Genomic DNA, 14,076 nt, shown 5'->3' with positions numbered 1-14,076 from the left:
TTATAGCTCGTGGATCTGCCGGATGAAGGCTCCGGGGTCGGCATGCTCCATCAGGGCTTGTCCAATTAGCACCGCTTGAGCTCCCGCCGCTTTTACACGGGCAACATCTTCGATCGTGAAAATACCAGACTCAGCTATGCTTGCGCAGGCATCAGGGATCTGTGGTATGAGAGTTTCGGAGAGTGCTAGATCAGTTGTGAAGGTGGCAAGGTTGCGATTGTTGACGCCAATGATTTTCGCTTCGGCTCCTACGGCGCGCTCAAGATCCTCTTCATTATGAATTTCAAAAATGGAATCGAGACCCGCCAGATTGGCACTCTGGTAGAGTGTGGAGATCTCTTCATCTTTTAGAGCTCTGACAATGATAAGAATGGCACTGGCTCCAGCTTGTGCTGCTTCTACCACCTGAATTGGGTGAACGAAAAAATCTTTTCGAAGACAGGGTATTCCGGCCTGTTTCTCTTTGATATAGCCAGTCGCATCTTCAAGGTCATGAAGGGTGCCTGAGAAGAACTCAGTGTCAGTGAGCACGGAAATTGCGTCCGTACTAGCTTCAACGTAATTCGTGGCTTGAGTCAGTGCAGAGGCTCCTGCGGCGATGTTCCCTGCAGATGGTGATTTCCGTTTGATCTCCGCGATGACAGATACCTTGTCATGACCTTTAAGGGCGGTGAACAGAGATGGACGGTTGGCATCTATCAAACCGTTCAGTTCGCTCTCAGGTACATCCCTTACGCGGTCGGCAATTTCCTGCCGCTTGAAGGCCATGATCTCAGTCAGTTTGTCCATTTTTCGGATTCCGTTCTTTATTTGTAATGCAATCTGTTATAACCAAGAACCGAATAATCCAACCTATCCAACCAAAAAATACAATTGTGAGCTCTATCGACGCTTTGCGTGAAACGGTAGCCGCCTTGCGCGCCCCAGATGGCTGCCCTTGGGATATTGAGCAGACCCACCAATCCTTGGCTGTTTGCCTGATTGACGAATGCTGTGAACTGCTTGAAACGCTCGACTCACTTGACATGGAGCACATGCGTGAAGAATTGGGCGACGTCCTTTTGCAAGTGATCATGCACGCTCAGATTGCCAGTGAGAACGAAGTGTTCGATTTCGATGCGGTCTGTGATGAGGTGAATGAAAAATTGATCCGGCGTCATCCGCATGTGTTTGGTCCCAAGGATTTAGATCTGAAAGACTCAGCTGCAGTTCTTAAGAAGTGGGACGAGATCAAAGCGACGGAGAAGAAAAACGGGAAACAACCTGAAGGAAAGGTCTTTAAGCACCTACCTCCTCAATTGCCGTCACTGCTTCGCGCCCGTGATGTTTATAAACAGATTCAAAAGAAAGAGCTCGATCCAGGCACCCTCGCAGACACGGAGTCTATTGATGAGTCCGCCAAAGATTTAAGTGAAGCCTCTGCAGGAAAGCAGCTGTTTGAGTTGGCAGCAGCATGCCGGGTTGCTGGCATCGATCCCGAGTCAGCCTTGCGAAGGTATGCTAACCAGATTGTCGATACCATTGAAGAAAGAGACTGAAACACGCTTCCATACGGTTCAGACGGCTGAGGGGCCGGTCATGATTCCGTATTTGATTCGTCGCTCCGGGAGGTCGCGTAGAATCTACATCAGTTTGGATAAGCAAAATCAGGCGCTTCTCACGATTCCCATGCGAGCGACGATCAAGGCTGCCCTTGAGTTTCTGGATCAATGTGGAGATTGGTTGCTTCAGCAAATGGCAAAGACTCCCAAGCCCAAGTCGATCTTGGAGTATCTTCGAGACAAGCCAGTGCTCACTCTGGATGGAAAGAAATGCAACGTCGTATTTGGTTTTACCAATCTGTGCCCATTTTGTGAATACAATTACGATCTTGGCCAAGTCACTCTGCGCTATGATCCCTATGCCATTAATGAGGCGCGCATTCGTGAGGCGCTCAAGGAACTGGCAAAGAAACAACTGAGCGAACGGCTTTTCTTCTTGTGCGAACAAAAATCGATCAAACCCCCGAGTCGCGTAACGGTTAGAGATCAGTCAAGCCGGTGGGGATCCTGTTCATCTTCACGAAGTATTTCTCTCAATTGGCGTTTGATTCTTCTTTCAGTAGGTATGCAAGACTACGTGATCCTACATGAGTTGGCTCACCTCAAAGAAATGAATCACTCCCAAAAGTTTTGGGGACTTCTGAATACTTACGACTCCCGTAGCAAGCAGCATGACCGACGTTTGAATGAGGTCGGTCGCTCGATCATCTCCTTGGGGCAAACCGCATGACTGAGGAAAGCGAAGCAGTGGTCCTTCCGCATTTGGATGCTTTTTTGTCGCACCTTGAAAAAGAACGACGCCTTTCAGCCTATACTGTAAGAAACTATAGCCAGGCTATTCGTGACTTCTCGCAATGGATGAAGCAAAACACCCGTTGGGATGGAGTGTGGGAAAACTTATCACCCACCCTGTTGAAACGCTTTCTCATACAGCGTCAGGGAACGCATTCACGGCGAACGATTCATAACCATTTTTCTGCTCTCAAAACATACTCCCGCTATCTCCAAACACGAAAGTCGATTCAAAAGAATCCCTTTACTGGGATCGCTTTGCCCAAGTTGGATAAACCTCTACCCAAGTTTCTCACCGAGAAGCAAATGAGTGAGCTTTTGTCGGGTCCTATGAGATTATTAGACAATGAGAGCTTGGGACCGTGGTTGGCTTGGAGAGATCGTCTGGTACTTGAATTGCTTTATGGAGCCGGTCTTCGGGTCAGTGAATTGGCGGGACTGAATTATGGGGATGTCGATTTTCGTCGAGGCGTTGCCAAGATTCGAGGGAAGGGAAACAAAGAGCGTCTTTGTCCATTGGGGAAAATCGCGATGTTGGTGCTCAATAAGTTTCGTCAGAAGTTCTCAGAGCACTGTGGCTTTAAAGATCCCGTGGTTCTGGGGAATCGAAAGCAGCGTATCCGTGTCAGGCAGGTGCAATTGTTGATTAAGAAATACCTGGCACTGGCCGATCTGCCACTAGATCTCACACCTCATAAGATTCGTCATTCGTTTGCCACGCATTTGCTCAACCACGGCGCAGACTTGCGGCTTGTTCAGGATTTGTTGGGACACGCCAGCCTTTCCACTACTCAGGTCTATACCCATGTGACTCTGGGGCGGTTAAAAGAAGCGCATAGTAAAGCACATCCTAGAGCCTGAGCTTGGAGTTTCGGACTTTCGTTCCCGAAGCTTTCCTAGGCCGACGAATCGGTAATAATCTGCATTACTAAATTAAAATATGCATTAATGATGTAGGAGAGGAGCTTGCTCCCGATTCCATTGTGTCAGAGTCTAGACAAATGGAAGAGCGCAAGAGTCCCGGTTACTAGGCTTTGCGAAAAGGTCGATTCTCGCAAGAAGGGGCAAGCTACTTTCTCACCGTATGTACTACGAATAGGCAAAAGATACTGACAGAGCCCGGTGTTCCCACGGACGTTTTTAATGCTTTGATGATATGTAAGGAGATTTTCGACTTAGTTGCGTCAGTGGTTATTTCAGATCACATTCATATTATTATCAAACTCCACGGTAGTTCTTTAACCAAGGCAATCCAGATTCTAAAAAGTCGATCTGCTATTGCGATTAATCACGCCTTGAATCGGAAAGGACCTGTTTGGCAGCCGACATCCTTTGATCACAAATTTCGCAATGATGAGGATCTGTTTCCCATCTTAATGTATATGTGGAAGAATCCAAGTCCTTCTGGGCTGAATTTTCGTTGTAGAAATGAGGAGTGGTTATGGTTCAAAAGCATGGTGACCAAGGATGTAGAGTATCCGTCTTGGTTGAAGGAGCATCCGATGGGATGAGGACGCTGAATCGGCAGCAAGCTACCTTCCTACATTTTCAATTCCAGTTTATCTCCCAGGCGGACGCATCCACCCTCTATGACGCGGCAATAGATACCGCGGAGATTCAGGTCATGGTAGTCAGAGACATTAATCCACTTGAGGACGTCCTTGCCAAATTCGCCGGCAAATTTGGCGCAGGCATCGTTGTAAACATCGGTGACTTCCAAGGTGACTTCTCCCACCTTAAAGCGTCCACCCACAGGAAATTCGTCGGCTCCTAATTCGCGGTCTACCATGATGTTGTCACCAGGATGGTAAGGGTTGTTTTTCTCTTTCTGCAGCAATTCGATGATACGGCTGTTACAAACCGCGATTTGTACCCGAGGATCCGAGTCTCCATTAGGTAAGTGTTTCCAGGTTCTCCAAACCCAGCGATCGCCAATGACTCCTTTCTCAATATCTATGTCGATCTTGTCCGGGTGCTGCCGGATACCGTCATCCTTACGTATGCAAAGAGAAGTAACTTGCGCAGAGTAGGGAGTCGTCGCAACGGAGGCGTGCAGTTGTTCTAGGCGTGGATCGCTATTCATGGGTTCCTAAGCATTTCAAAAATCGAGATGTGATGGAAAGCAAGGCGCAGCTTGCAATTTGACAAAAAAGCGTAGGCATCTACGCGACTGAGCAAATTGTAGGCTGGAACACAGCTATTCGCACATGTCGATTTTAGCCTTCTAATGCGCGAATTTATAAGTCCGCTATGTTTTCGAATTTGATTTTGAAGAATAATGTTCACAATGGATGCCATTTTAAATTTCATTAGGTGCGTATTTGAAGGCGATTCAAATGTTTGGGCTAGTAGTGGGCGTGTTCAAAAACCCAGTCTCGATCAGAGAGGCTGAATTTGTGATAGTCTCTTTTTGGTAATGTATTCAAAAATTGGATGCCATATCGCTTGGTGAAAATCCGTGAGTCCAGGATAGTGATGATGCCCTTGTCATCTTTCTTCCGAATGAGGCGGCCCATGCCTTGTCTGAATTTGATTAATGCATCGGGTAGGGTCAGCTCGATGAATGGGCTTTTGCCTTGTTCTTTTATCCAGTCGCTTTTGGCTTCGGCAACCGGGTGCGAAGGATTCTCGAAAGGCAGTCGAGTGATGATGACCTGTGATAGCGAAGGACCGGGAACATCGACTCCGGCCCAGAAGCTTTCTGTGCCGAGAAGAACTCCATTGCCGGCCTTGGCAAATTCCCGAGTGAGTTCGGATCGTGAATAATCACGTCCTTGCTGAAACATAGGACGTCCGAGATTCTCCAGCTCGGGCTCAATGCGGCGGGCAATTTGATTTAGATCGTAGTAGTTGGTAAAGAGAACCAAGGTGCCACCCTCCATTTGCTCGACGCTGAAGAGGATCATGTTCTCCATGTAGTCAAGGTCCTGACGTCCGTCCTTGGCGTTGGGTGCTGGCGCGTCTTCGGAAATGAAAATCTGGACGTTGCGTTGATAGTCGAATGGTGAGGTGACTTGAAACGCCAGTTCCTTCTCAGCTCCGACCTGTTTCTGAAAATTTCCCATAGACTCACCCGTAGCCAAAGTAGCACTGGTGAGCAGAATCCCGGTTTCCTGCATGAACAGACTTTGCTTTAAATACTCGGAGACATCGATGGGCGCACTTCTAAGATAGATGATTTTGCCTCCTCGTCCTCCTCGTTCGACCCAGTAGACCTGATCTTCTAACGATTGTGCTATGAACTGTTTGATGCCGTTGTGGAGATCCGATAACCGGTCACGATGATCTTCCACGACTAATTTCTCCGGCCCATCATCTAAGTGAATAGCGATCTCTTTGATGCGTACAATCAGTCCGCGTAGTTGAGGTAGTAGAGAAGGATCCAGCCAATCTGGTTTGTAAATGCGGGCGATCTGCCTCTTTTCCAGGAATAGATCTCCGACTTGTCTGAAAAAATGATCGGCCTCGTTGCGCACGCGAATGACCAGGTCGCAATCACCTTTGGTGCCGTGTCTTTTAAGGAGGCCTTTTCTGCGTTTGGGATTGTAGAGAAATGAAAGCAGGCGATTCACTCCGTAGGAGCTGAGCCCCATGCCGTAGTGTTCAGTCGCAACCGCCGGAACGGTGTGCGCTTCGTCCAGAACCACAAAGTCTTCAGGGTAGAGAATACCGCGGCCTTTGGGTTCTGGTTTGCCCGAACCAAGTAGAGAAAAAAGCAGACTATGGTTTACGATGAGCAGATGAGCGTCCCGTATGCGGGCACGTGCTTTTTGGTAATGACAGGTTTTCGGATCGCAGTGCTTTTTGCTGCAGGCCGATGAGTCTGCATTCACCCACTCCCAGACGTCAAAGGAGGGTGGAGGCATCAGTTCCTGGCGAATGCCTACTTGGGTTTCCATGGACCACTTGACGATGCGTTCCAACTCAGTCTGCTCGTCGGAAGGAATGAGTTCCGTCTTCTGCGCAATGGCTTGATCTAAGCGAGTGCTGCAAAGGTAGTTTCCTTTGCCTATCAGGAATGCGACTTTGAATTCAGCATAAACAGCAAGTTCCGGCACCTTCTTGAAGAGCGTGCGACAGATCTCCAGATCGTTGTCTTTGATCTGTTCCTGTAGAGAGATGGTATGGGTAGCAACGATCCCCTGGCGCTTTTGGTGAACTGCTAGCAAGATGGCAGGGATCAGGTAAGCGAGGCTTTTGCCGACTCCAGTTCCAGCTTCAAATAGTAAGGGTTGATCGTTGTTGAAGGCACCCACGACTTCTCGTGCCATGGTCTCTTGCTGGGGACGGTATTCCATGCCCAATTCCGTTTGCAGCCAACCATCCTCACCGAAGGTCTTTTGAACCAAATCAAATAGCAGTTCCGGGGCGGACTCTGCTTCGATTTCGTTTTGAAAACCTATCATTCTGGAGATCAAGGCTTCCGTTCAGGCAGTGTCGATGCAAAACAATTCCTGTTCTTCGATTAGAATCATTCTAAATTGGATTGATTGTTTTTAGAGTCCCTTCACCCTTTCTTCCAATGGCTGAAAAAGGAGGTAAGTGTAAATCATCCTGGATGGAAGATCTGAGGACCTTCCTGCGCGACCAAGAGGACGTGCAGGCCATTCGTATTAGCCCTGAATCCCACACTGTATCTGTGGCCACCTTTGGAAAGGGGGAATTGGATGAGATCGAGTCAGCCTTACGTGAACTGCTCAATGGCGTGGAACGTCAAATGAAAGCCCGGTCGGGAATCGAATCCCGTTTCCCAGCCGAAGGGCTTTGGCTCAGGACTGAATCGGATCAGACCGTGTTGGAGAAGACTCAGTGTCCTGCTGTGCGATCTCTTTGGACCTGGAAAGAATATGATTGGCCGTCCGAAGATGAGGGTGATGAAACGGAGGAAGAGTGGAAGTTATTAGCGGTGCTGGCTGGGACCTGTGGGGTGTTTCTAATCTCAGCCTTTGGGCTTGGGTTTTGGGAAGCGACTCCCTCTTGGCTTGGCTACCTATTGTATGGTCTGGCCATTGTTTCTGGAGGCTGGGATGCCGCTTTGGACACCTTCGAGAATCTCAAGCGTGGCCAAGTCGACATTCATTTTCTCATGCTGGCGGTCGCTTTGGGCGCGGTTAGCATAGGCTCATGGGCCGAGGGTGCGCTTCTTCTATTTCTGTTTTCATTGTCGGGTGCGCTGGAAGAATTTGCTGAGCACCGTACGTATAGAGAAATTGATTCTTTAACCAAGGCTGCCCCGAAAACGGCGACGGTTTTAGACGAAGAGGGTGAGGCGTCCATTAAGCCCATTGAGTCGGTAGAACCGGGAATGACTATTGCCGTAAAACCGGATGAACTGTTTCCCGTAGATGGGGAAGTGGTTTCGGGTAAGACGGCCTCAGACGAGTCCAACCTTACCGGGGAAGCGACCCCCGTTGAAAAGTTGAAGGGTGACGTCGTATATAGCGGTACTCTGAATCTTTGGGGGGCGGTTCAGGTGCGAGTTCTGAGAAAGGCGACGGAAAGTTCTCTGCAGAAAATTGTCCGCCTTATCCAGGACGCGCAGCACCTAAAAGCCCCGAGCCAACGATTTACTGACAAGTTTGGGACGGGCTACACTTACCTTATCTTAGGCATCACCTTGGCCTTCTTTTTGTTCTCATGGTTGGTGTTGGATCTTCCACTCTATAAAAATACTGAAAGTTCCTTGTCCGCCTTTTACAGGGCGATGACTTTTCTTGTGGTCGCTAGTCCGTGTGCCTTAGTGCTCTCCATTCCCTCAGCCATTTTGGCGGCCATTGCCTGGGGAGCTCGAAAGGGGATTCTATTTCGGGGTGGGGCGGCGATTGAGAAATTGGCCGAGGTGGATGTTGTTGCCATGGATAAAACCGGTACGCTCACCCAAGGTGAATTAGCTGTTCGAGATGTAGAGAGCTTTCCGGCGGGCAAAGAGGAAGCAGTTCTACAACGAGCTTATAGCTTAGAAATGCAGTCTAACCATCCGATTGCCCGTGCCATTGTGAGCCACGGTAAAAAGAAGGGGCTTAATGCGATCCCAGTTGAAGATTTTCAATCGGTCAGTGGGCGGGGGCTTCGCGGTCAAGTTGAGGACGAATCCATCTTTCTAGGTCGACGAGAGTTGATGGCAGATGGACCTCTCGCAGACTGGATCGAGCATGTGGAAGAACCACCGCCTTCGGTGACTGAAGTGTGGGTATTTCAGAAAGACTTGATTGGAAGGATTCTGCTCGAGGACAAGATTCGCGAGCATTCGGGGGATACCTTGAAAAAACTTAAGGCTCTGGGACTCAAAACGCTCATGCTAACTGGAGATCGTCGCAGCGCGGCCGAAGCGGTCGGGCAGGAAATCGGAGTCCAGGAAGTCAGAAGCGGTTTAATGCCCGAAGATAAAGTCCAAATCATCACCGAGCTAACAGAAGCAGGTAACAAGGTAGCCATGGTCGGTGATGGAGTGAACGACGCTCCCAGCCTGGCAGCTGCTTATGTAGCGGTTTCTATGGGTGCTCGGGGAAGTGATGCCGCGCTCGAGCAGAGTGAAGTCGTTCTCATGAATGACAAGATTGAGAAGTTCCTCACCGCATTTCAGCTCAGTTGTAAAGCCAAGCGCATTATTAAGCAGAATCTGGTCATTTCTCTTGGAACGGTTGTTCTCATGGCTGGAGCGGCTTTATTTGGCCTGATTCCTTTAACGATAGGCGTTCTTGCCCATGAGGGTAGCACAGTGGTTGTCTGCCTGAATAGCCTGCGATTACTGGTCTCAAGCGAGCAGTAAAAAGGACCTTAAAAACATGCACTATGAGGTTGTTAATAGCCAAATAGGGCTATTTATTACTTTATTACCTAAAAAACTAAAGAATAACAGTGAACCAGGCTCTACCAGTCAAAAACACTAAATCAGTGACCGAAGTCGATCCAGCTAGCAATCCCTTGGAGGATTCCAGCGCCCAGGAGCGTATTCGTTGGGCGGTGGACCAGTTTGGGGATCGGTTGATCATGAGTACCAGCTTTGGCGCTCAGTCGGCGGTGATGCTTCATATGGTATCGGTGGCAGCGCCGCAGGTTCCGATTATCATGGTTGATACGGGGTATATGTTTCCCGAAACATACCAATTTGTTGATTCTCTGAAGGAAAAGCTGAATCTCAACTTGCACGTCTATCAGCCATTGATGAGCGCTGCCCGGCAGGAAGCCATTTATGGAAAGCGCTGGGAGCAAGGTGAGGAAGCTTTGGCCCAGTACAATCTTATGAACAAGGTGGAGCCCATGAATCGTGCCTTGGTGGATTTCAATGCCAAGGGCTGGTTGGCTGGGTTGCGCCGTGAGCAATCGTCTACCCGCAAGCATTTGGACGTGGTTATGAAGCAGGGCAACATCACCAAGGTTCATCCGATCATTGATTGGACTGACCGGGAGATCTATCAGTATCTGACCAACAACAATCTGTCATATCATCCATTGTGGGAGCAGGGGTATGTTTCCATCGGAGATAAGCATAGTACTTCCCGACTGTTAGAAGGTATGACGGCCGAGGAAACACGATTCAATGGTCAGAAGCGTGAGTGTGGATTGCATGAATTGTCCGGTCAGTCGGACTTCATGATTTAGCGCATTTGTACTTCAAGAGTAGGGTGGAAGGGCCCAATTGAATGGATTCTTTCAACGTTAGTGTAGCGAGAGATGGCTCTGTGGCGATGGGCGTGCCGGATCCGAAGAGCTGAGGCTCAAGGGTGATCCAGAATTCATCAAGCAGTCCTGCGTTTAAAAATGCACTGTAGACGGCTCCTCCTCCTAGAACGGCTACCCTCGAATCGGTCAATGGTCGCTGCTTCAAAGACGCAACGATCTCATCCACCGAACTGTCTTTAAATTCAAGGCGATCAGGAATATAGCAGTCTCTGAAGTTTGTAGGATCCCGGGTCATCACGACTCGCAATCCTGGTCCACTCGCTTGTGAATGGGCCAAGATAAAATCTTTGGAGACTTCGAAGGTTTTTCTCCCCAAAACCTTGATGGGGAATTCGCTCATTGTTTTCCCAAACCAGTCTTTGTCCTCCTGGGAGGTGAACGCAGTTCCAGGTTCATCACCCTGAGTAATAAAACCATCGAGGGACATGGCCGCTATGGCGATTATTTCCATGTCTCGGTAGCTTGATGGCTGTCTTGAAGGCAGCAAGGGAAAGAAAAGGTGTTCGGGCTTGCAATAGGCTGGGAGTTCTTATCTTTCAGTTTCTTATGATTACTCCTGAAACACGTAGCAAGATAGAAGAGATTAACAAACGTGGCGGTTATCTTTGGAGGTATCTTTGACGTAGAAGGAAAACAAGCTTCGGTAGCTTCTATGGAAGCGACTATGGCTGAACCGGGTTTTTGGGATAACCAGGAAACCGCGCAGAAAACAGTCGCCGACATGAATGTTCTCAAACGTGCGATAAGTGGAATCGTCGCCTACAACGCCAAACTCGAAGATCTCAATGCCATTGCCGAACTGGTTGATGAGGAGGAAGCCGACGAGGATGGAGAATTTTCAAAAGAGCTTCTCTCAACGGTTGAAACTCTACTCACGGAACTGGAAGAGCTGGAGATCGCTTCGTTCCTCAATGGTCCACATGATAATAGTAATGCATTCCTGACCATTCACTCAGGAGCAGGAGGAACTGAATCCTGTGATTGGGCTGAAATGCTTTATCGTATGTATACTCGCTGGGCTGAGCGGAATGGTTATACTGTTGACGTTCAGGATATGCAGCAGGGTGAAGAGGCGGGATTAAGTCGTGTTACGATGATGATCTCCGGATTGAATGCGTATGGATATGCCAAAGCCGAACGGGGCGTGCATCGTTTGGTTCGGATTTCTCCGTTCGACTCCAATAAGAAAAGGCACACCTCTTTCTGTTCAGTGGATGTGATCGCCGAGATTGTCGACGATGTAGGTATTGAACTCAGAAAAGAGGATTTACGCGAAGACACATACCGAGCGAGTGGTGCAGGAGGGCAGCACGTTAATAAGACTGAGTCAGCCATTCGTTTAACTCACATTCCAACTGGAATTGTTGTTACCTGCCAAAATGGTCGTTCACAGCATAAAAACCGCGCCACTGCCATGGGCATGCTAAAGTCCCGAGTTTATGAAAAAGAACAGGATGAAAAGCGGGCTGAGTTGGATAAGTTCTATGGCGAGAAAGGTGAAATCGGCTGGGGCAATCAAATCCGTAGTTATGTATTTCAGCCCTACCAGATGGTTAAGGACTTGCGAACAGGTGTAGATACTTCCGATATTAAAGGAGTCATGGATGGGGATATTAATCGATTTATCTATAGTTGGTTGCGTGCCGGTTGTCCGACTACGCGCAATAAGGACATTCAGATGGAGGATTGATAAATGACCACTCCCTTGGAACAAAGCGGTCACTCATTCGAGCATCTCAAAGAAACCTTTGAGCAGACTCCACTATTCGAGGACAAGACCTGGAAACTATCCCCTCACGCTTGGCCGATTACTCAGAACCAGTTGCGTGAGATTGAAACTCTGGGGCAAGCGTGTCTCGATTTTCACAAAGCCCTAGAAACGCTTTATCTTCGCTGCACTGAAGGAAAGAATCTCCTCCGGAATAAGAATCTGATAGCTCCCTGGGTGGCAGATTACTTGGACCGAGGTAAGCCGCATCACCTGATCAAGCACGGACGTTGTAAAGTAACTCGTGGTCAATTGCCTTCTGTTATTCGACCGGATCTTTTGGTCACTGAAGATGGCTTTGCGCTCACTGAAATCGATTCAGTTCCTGGAGGTATTGGCCTGACCGCCTTCTTAAACCGACTCTACTCTGATGTGAGCGACCAAATCATTGGAGATAAGGATGCGATGCTCTCTGGATTCTATAAGGCACTCGCCACGAAGGCTCCGGACAAACACGCTCCGATGATTGTTATTGTGGTGAGTGATGAAGCTGCGACTTACCGCCCTGAAATGGTTTGGGTGTGTGAAGAGCTTCAAAAACTGGGAAAACGCGTCTTTTGTTTTCATCCCGATGAGGTATATCCGCTCGGTGAAGCCTTGAATGTATCTATCGATGGAAATCCCGAGAAGGTGGATGTGATCTATCGCTTTTATGAGCTTTTTGATCTGCCCAACTTAAAGACCCTGCCTTACTTCTTTGAAGCACTTGAGCAGGAGTTGGTGGAATTAACTCCGCCCATGCGCGCTTTTCAAGAGGAGAAGTTGAGTCTCGGCTTATTTCACCATGGTATGCTCTCTCAGTATTGGCGGGAGCATTTACCCAAGCGATCGTTTCGAGCTCTATCGAAAGCTATTCCGAAAAGCTGGGTTATGGACCATACCCCGTTGCCTCCTACTGCTGTATTAGATGGGCCTCTCGTAGGAGGAAACCCGATACGTGAGTGGACAGACCTGAATGAGGCCTCCCAAAAGGAGCGAAACTTGATTATCAAAATAAGTGGCTTCCATGAGACTGCCTGGGGCGCGCGTAGCGTGACTCTAGGAAGTGATTCCTCTCGCGACGACTGGTCGGAAGGAATTCAACAAGCGGTGGAGATGAGTGACAACCATCTGCATGTGCTTCAAGAATACCAGAAGCCTCAACGATTGTCCCATCCAGTCTACGCGGATCCAGAAACTACGTTTCCTATGCAGGGTCGAATTCGCCTATGCCCATACTTTTTCGTCGATGGAGATAAAGCTGTGTTGTCTGGTATCCTGGCAACCTTCTGTCCAGCTGACAAAAAGATCATTCATGGAATGCGTGATGCGGCCATGTTGCCTTGTCAATTGGTGGACTAGCTTTTTTTTCGAGAGAAAAGCGTTTACCGAGCTGATTGAAGTTCAGAACTGAAAGGCTGATATTGCCGTTGAGGAAAGTCTCGTAATCGCTGGGTAGTTCACGTGCCTCCGAACCTGGCATGCGTTCTTCGTACGCAAACCGAAAAGAGGTATCGTCATATCTCTGGAATAGACTCTTGAAATGGATCTTTCCGGGTTGGGTAGCGATCCAAGGAGAATCCAGCTTGGGACTCATGGGGAAGTTTACGTTATACACCTCACTATCCTCATTGGCTTCGCCCACTTTTGTATTGGAGAATTCCGCTCCAAGTTGAGCTGCTATATCGATACCGTTTCGCACGCTTTCGTCAGGGTTTACAGAGTCCTCTTTAATTTTTTCAAAATGGTCCTCATGGATGTACATCGAGAGGGCTACGGCGGGAATTCCCCAGCTTGCTCCTTCGAGGGCTCCTGCAACAGTTCCTGAACTATACAAAACCGGTACCATGGCGTTCCAGCCCACGTTGATACCCGATACGACTACATCTGGCTTATGCGGCATCAAATGGCCCAATGCTATATTGATGGCATCACTGGGTGTCCCATCGATCTCCCAGGCTTCGGTCGCAGGGTAATCTTCCAGTTTGCGAACGGCAATGTCGCGGTTTCGAGACATGGCACGCCCTACCCAGCTTTGTTCATTTTTGGGGGCAGCGACGTAGACCTCTCCAAATTCCAATAAGGCTGCTGCTAGTGATCGGAGGAAGTATATCTGAATACCGTCGTCGTTTGTGATTAGAAAGGAAGGCATGGGCGTTGAAATGTGCTTAAAACACCTGTGCGATTAGTTTTCTGCAATGATTTATGGGAAAAAATGCAGAAAACTTCCGTCACCCCCTGATAAGGGTATGGGGGATACGCCTAAATAGGGGGTAGGGGAGGCTTAATCGATTGAGGTGCTATGGGGAGGGA

General features: G+C 48.7%; 13 protein-coding genes. 8 read left to right on the top strand and 5 right to left on the bottom strand.

The window, feature by feature from the left end; all coding sequences use genetic code 11:
- Window positions 1-789, bottom strand: coding sequence for an indole-3-glycerol phosphate synthase TrpC (locus GA003_15705; GenBank protein QXD27446.1), 789 nt, complete (start codon window positions 787-789; stop codon window positions 1-3).
- A gap of 86 nt (window positions 790-875) precedes the next feature.
- Between GA003_15705 and GA003_15700 the strand changes: the two genes are divergently transcribed.
- From GA003_15700 to GA003_15685, 4 genes are all read left to right on the top strand, one after another.
- Window positions 876-1,538: a MazG family protein gene (locus tag GA003_15700; protein ID QXD27445.1), complete on the top strand. Its 663-nt coding sequence runs from the start codon at window positions 876-878 to the stop codon at window positions 1,536-1,538.
- Window positions 1,498-2,271, top strand: a complete 774-nt coding sequence (locus GA003_15695; protein ID QXD27444.1) for a M48 family metallopeptidase — start codon at window positions 1,498-1,500, stop codon at window positions 2,269-2,271. Before GA003_15700 ends, GA003_15695 begins: the two co-directional genes overlap by 41 nt.
- Window positions 2,268-3,194 carry a tyrosine recombinase XerC gene (locus GA003_15690; protein ID QXD27443.1) on the top strand — a complete coding sequence of 309 codons (927 nt, stop codon included), beginning with the start codon at window positions 2,268-2,270 and terminating at the stop codon, window positions 3,192-3,194. The genes GA003_15695 and GA003_15690 overlap by 4 nt, the downstream gene beginning before the upstream one ends.
- 173 nt (window positions 3,195-3,367) lie before the next feature.
- A complete protein-coding gene (locus GA003_15685; protein QXD27442.1) occupies window positions 3,368-3,844 on the top strand; it encodes a transposase in 477 nt (158 codons plus the stop codon).
- A gap of 29 nt (window positions 3,845-3,873) precedes the next feature.
- Here the strand turns inward: GA003_15685 and GA003_15680 are convergent, their stop codons facing one another.
- Window positions 3,874-4,416 carry a hypothetical protein gene (locus tag GA003_15680; protein QXD27441.1) on the bottom strand — a complete coding sequence of 181 codons (543 nt, stop codon included), beginning with the start codon at window positions 4,414-4,416 and terminating at the stop codon, window positions 3,874-3,876.
- A 262-nt stretch (window positions 4,417-4,678) separates the two neighbouring features.
- The gene (locus tag GA003_15675) at window positions 4,679-6,739 is read right to left on the bottom strand and encodes an ATP-dependent DNA helicase (GenBank protein QXD27440.1); all 2,061 of its coding nucleotides are present in this window, start codon (window positions 6,737-6,739) and stop codon (window positions 4,679-4,681) included.
- A 152-nt stretch (window positions 6,740-6,891) separates the two neighbouring features.
- Between GA003_15675 and cadA the strand changes: the two genes are divergently transcribed.
- Window positions 6,892-9,102, top strand: a complete 2,211-nt coding sequence (gene cadA, locus GA003_15670; GenBank protein ID QXD30461.1) for a cadmium-translocating P-type ATPase — start codon at window positions 6,892-6,894, stop codon at window positions 9,100-9,102.
- 89 nt (window positions 9,103-9,191) lie between these two features.
- Entirely contained in the window at window positions 9,192-9,935 is a 744-nt protein-coding gene (locus GA003_15665) for a phosphoadenylyl-sulfate reductase (protein QXD27439.1), read from the top strand.
- Here GA003_15665 and GA003_15660 read toward each other — a convergent pair.
- Window positions 9,925-10,467, bottom strand: a complete 543-nt coding sequence (locus GA003_15660) for a dihydrofolate reductase family protein (protein QXD27438.1) — start codon at window positions 10,465-10,467, stop codon at window positions 9,925-9,927. The two genes, GA003_15665 and GA003_15660, sit on opposite strands and share 11 nt — an antisense overlap.
- A gap of 95 nt (window positions 10,468-10,562) precedes the next feature.
- Between GA003_15660 and prfB the strand changes: the two genes are divergently transcribed.
- Both prfB and GA003_15650 read left to right on the top strand, forming a co-directional pair.
- Window positions 10,563-11,706, top strand: a protein-coding gene (gene prfB, locus GA003_15655) for a peptide chain release factor 2 (GenBank protein QXD27437.1) whose coding sequence is annotated in 2 segments (ribosomal slippage) — window positions 10,563-10,634 and window positions 10,636-11,706 — 1,143 coding nt in all. Because the reading frame shifts where the segments join, the coding sequence is not laid out codon by codon here.
- Between the two features lie 15 nt (window positions 11,707-11,721).
- Window positions 11,722-13,125: a hypothetical protein gene (locus GA003_15650; GenBank protein QXD30460.1), complete on the top strand. Its 1,404-nt coding sequence runs from the start codon at window positions 11,722-11,724 to the stop codon at window positions 13,123-13,125.
- Here GA003_15650 and surE read toward each other — a convergent pair.
- Window positions 13,073-13,915: a 5'/3'-nucleotidase SurE gene (gene surE / locus GA003_15645; protein QXD27436.1), complete on the bottom strand. Its 843-nt coding sequence runs from the start codon at window positions 13,913-13,915 to the stop codon at window positions 13,073-13,075. The genes GA003_15650 and surE overlap by 53 nt on opposite strands.
- Window positions 13,916-14,076 lie beyond the last annotated feature (161 nt).

The sequence above is a fragment of the Opitutia bacterium ISCC 52 genome, assembly GCA_014529675.2.
Classification (GTDB): Bacteria; Verrucomicrobiota; Verrucomicrobiia; order Opitutales; family UBA2995; genus UBA2995.
This window is presented reverse-complemented; position numbering and strand designations above follow the sequence as displayed.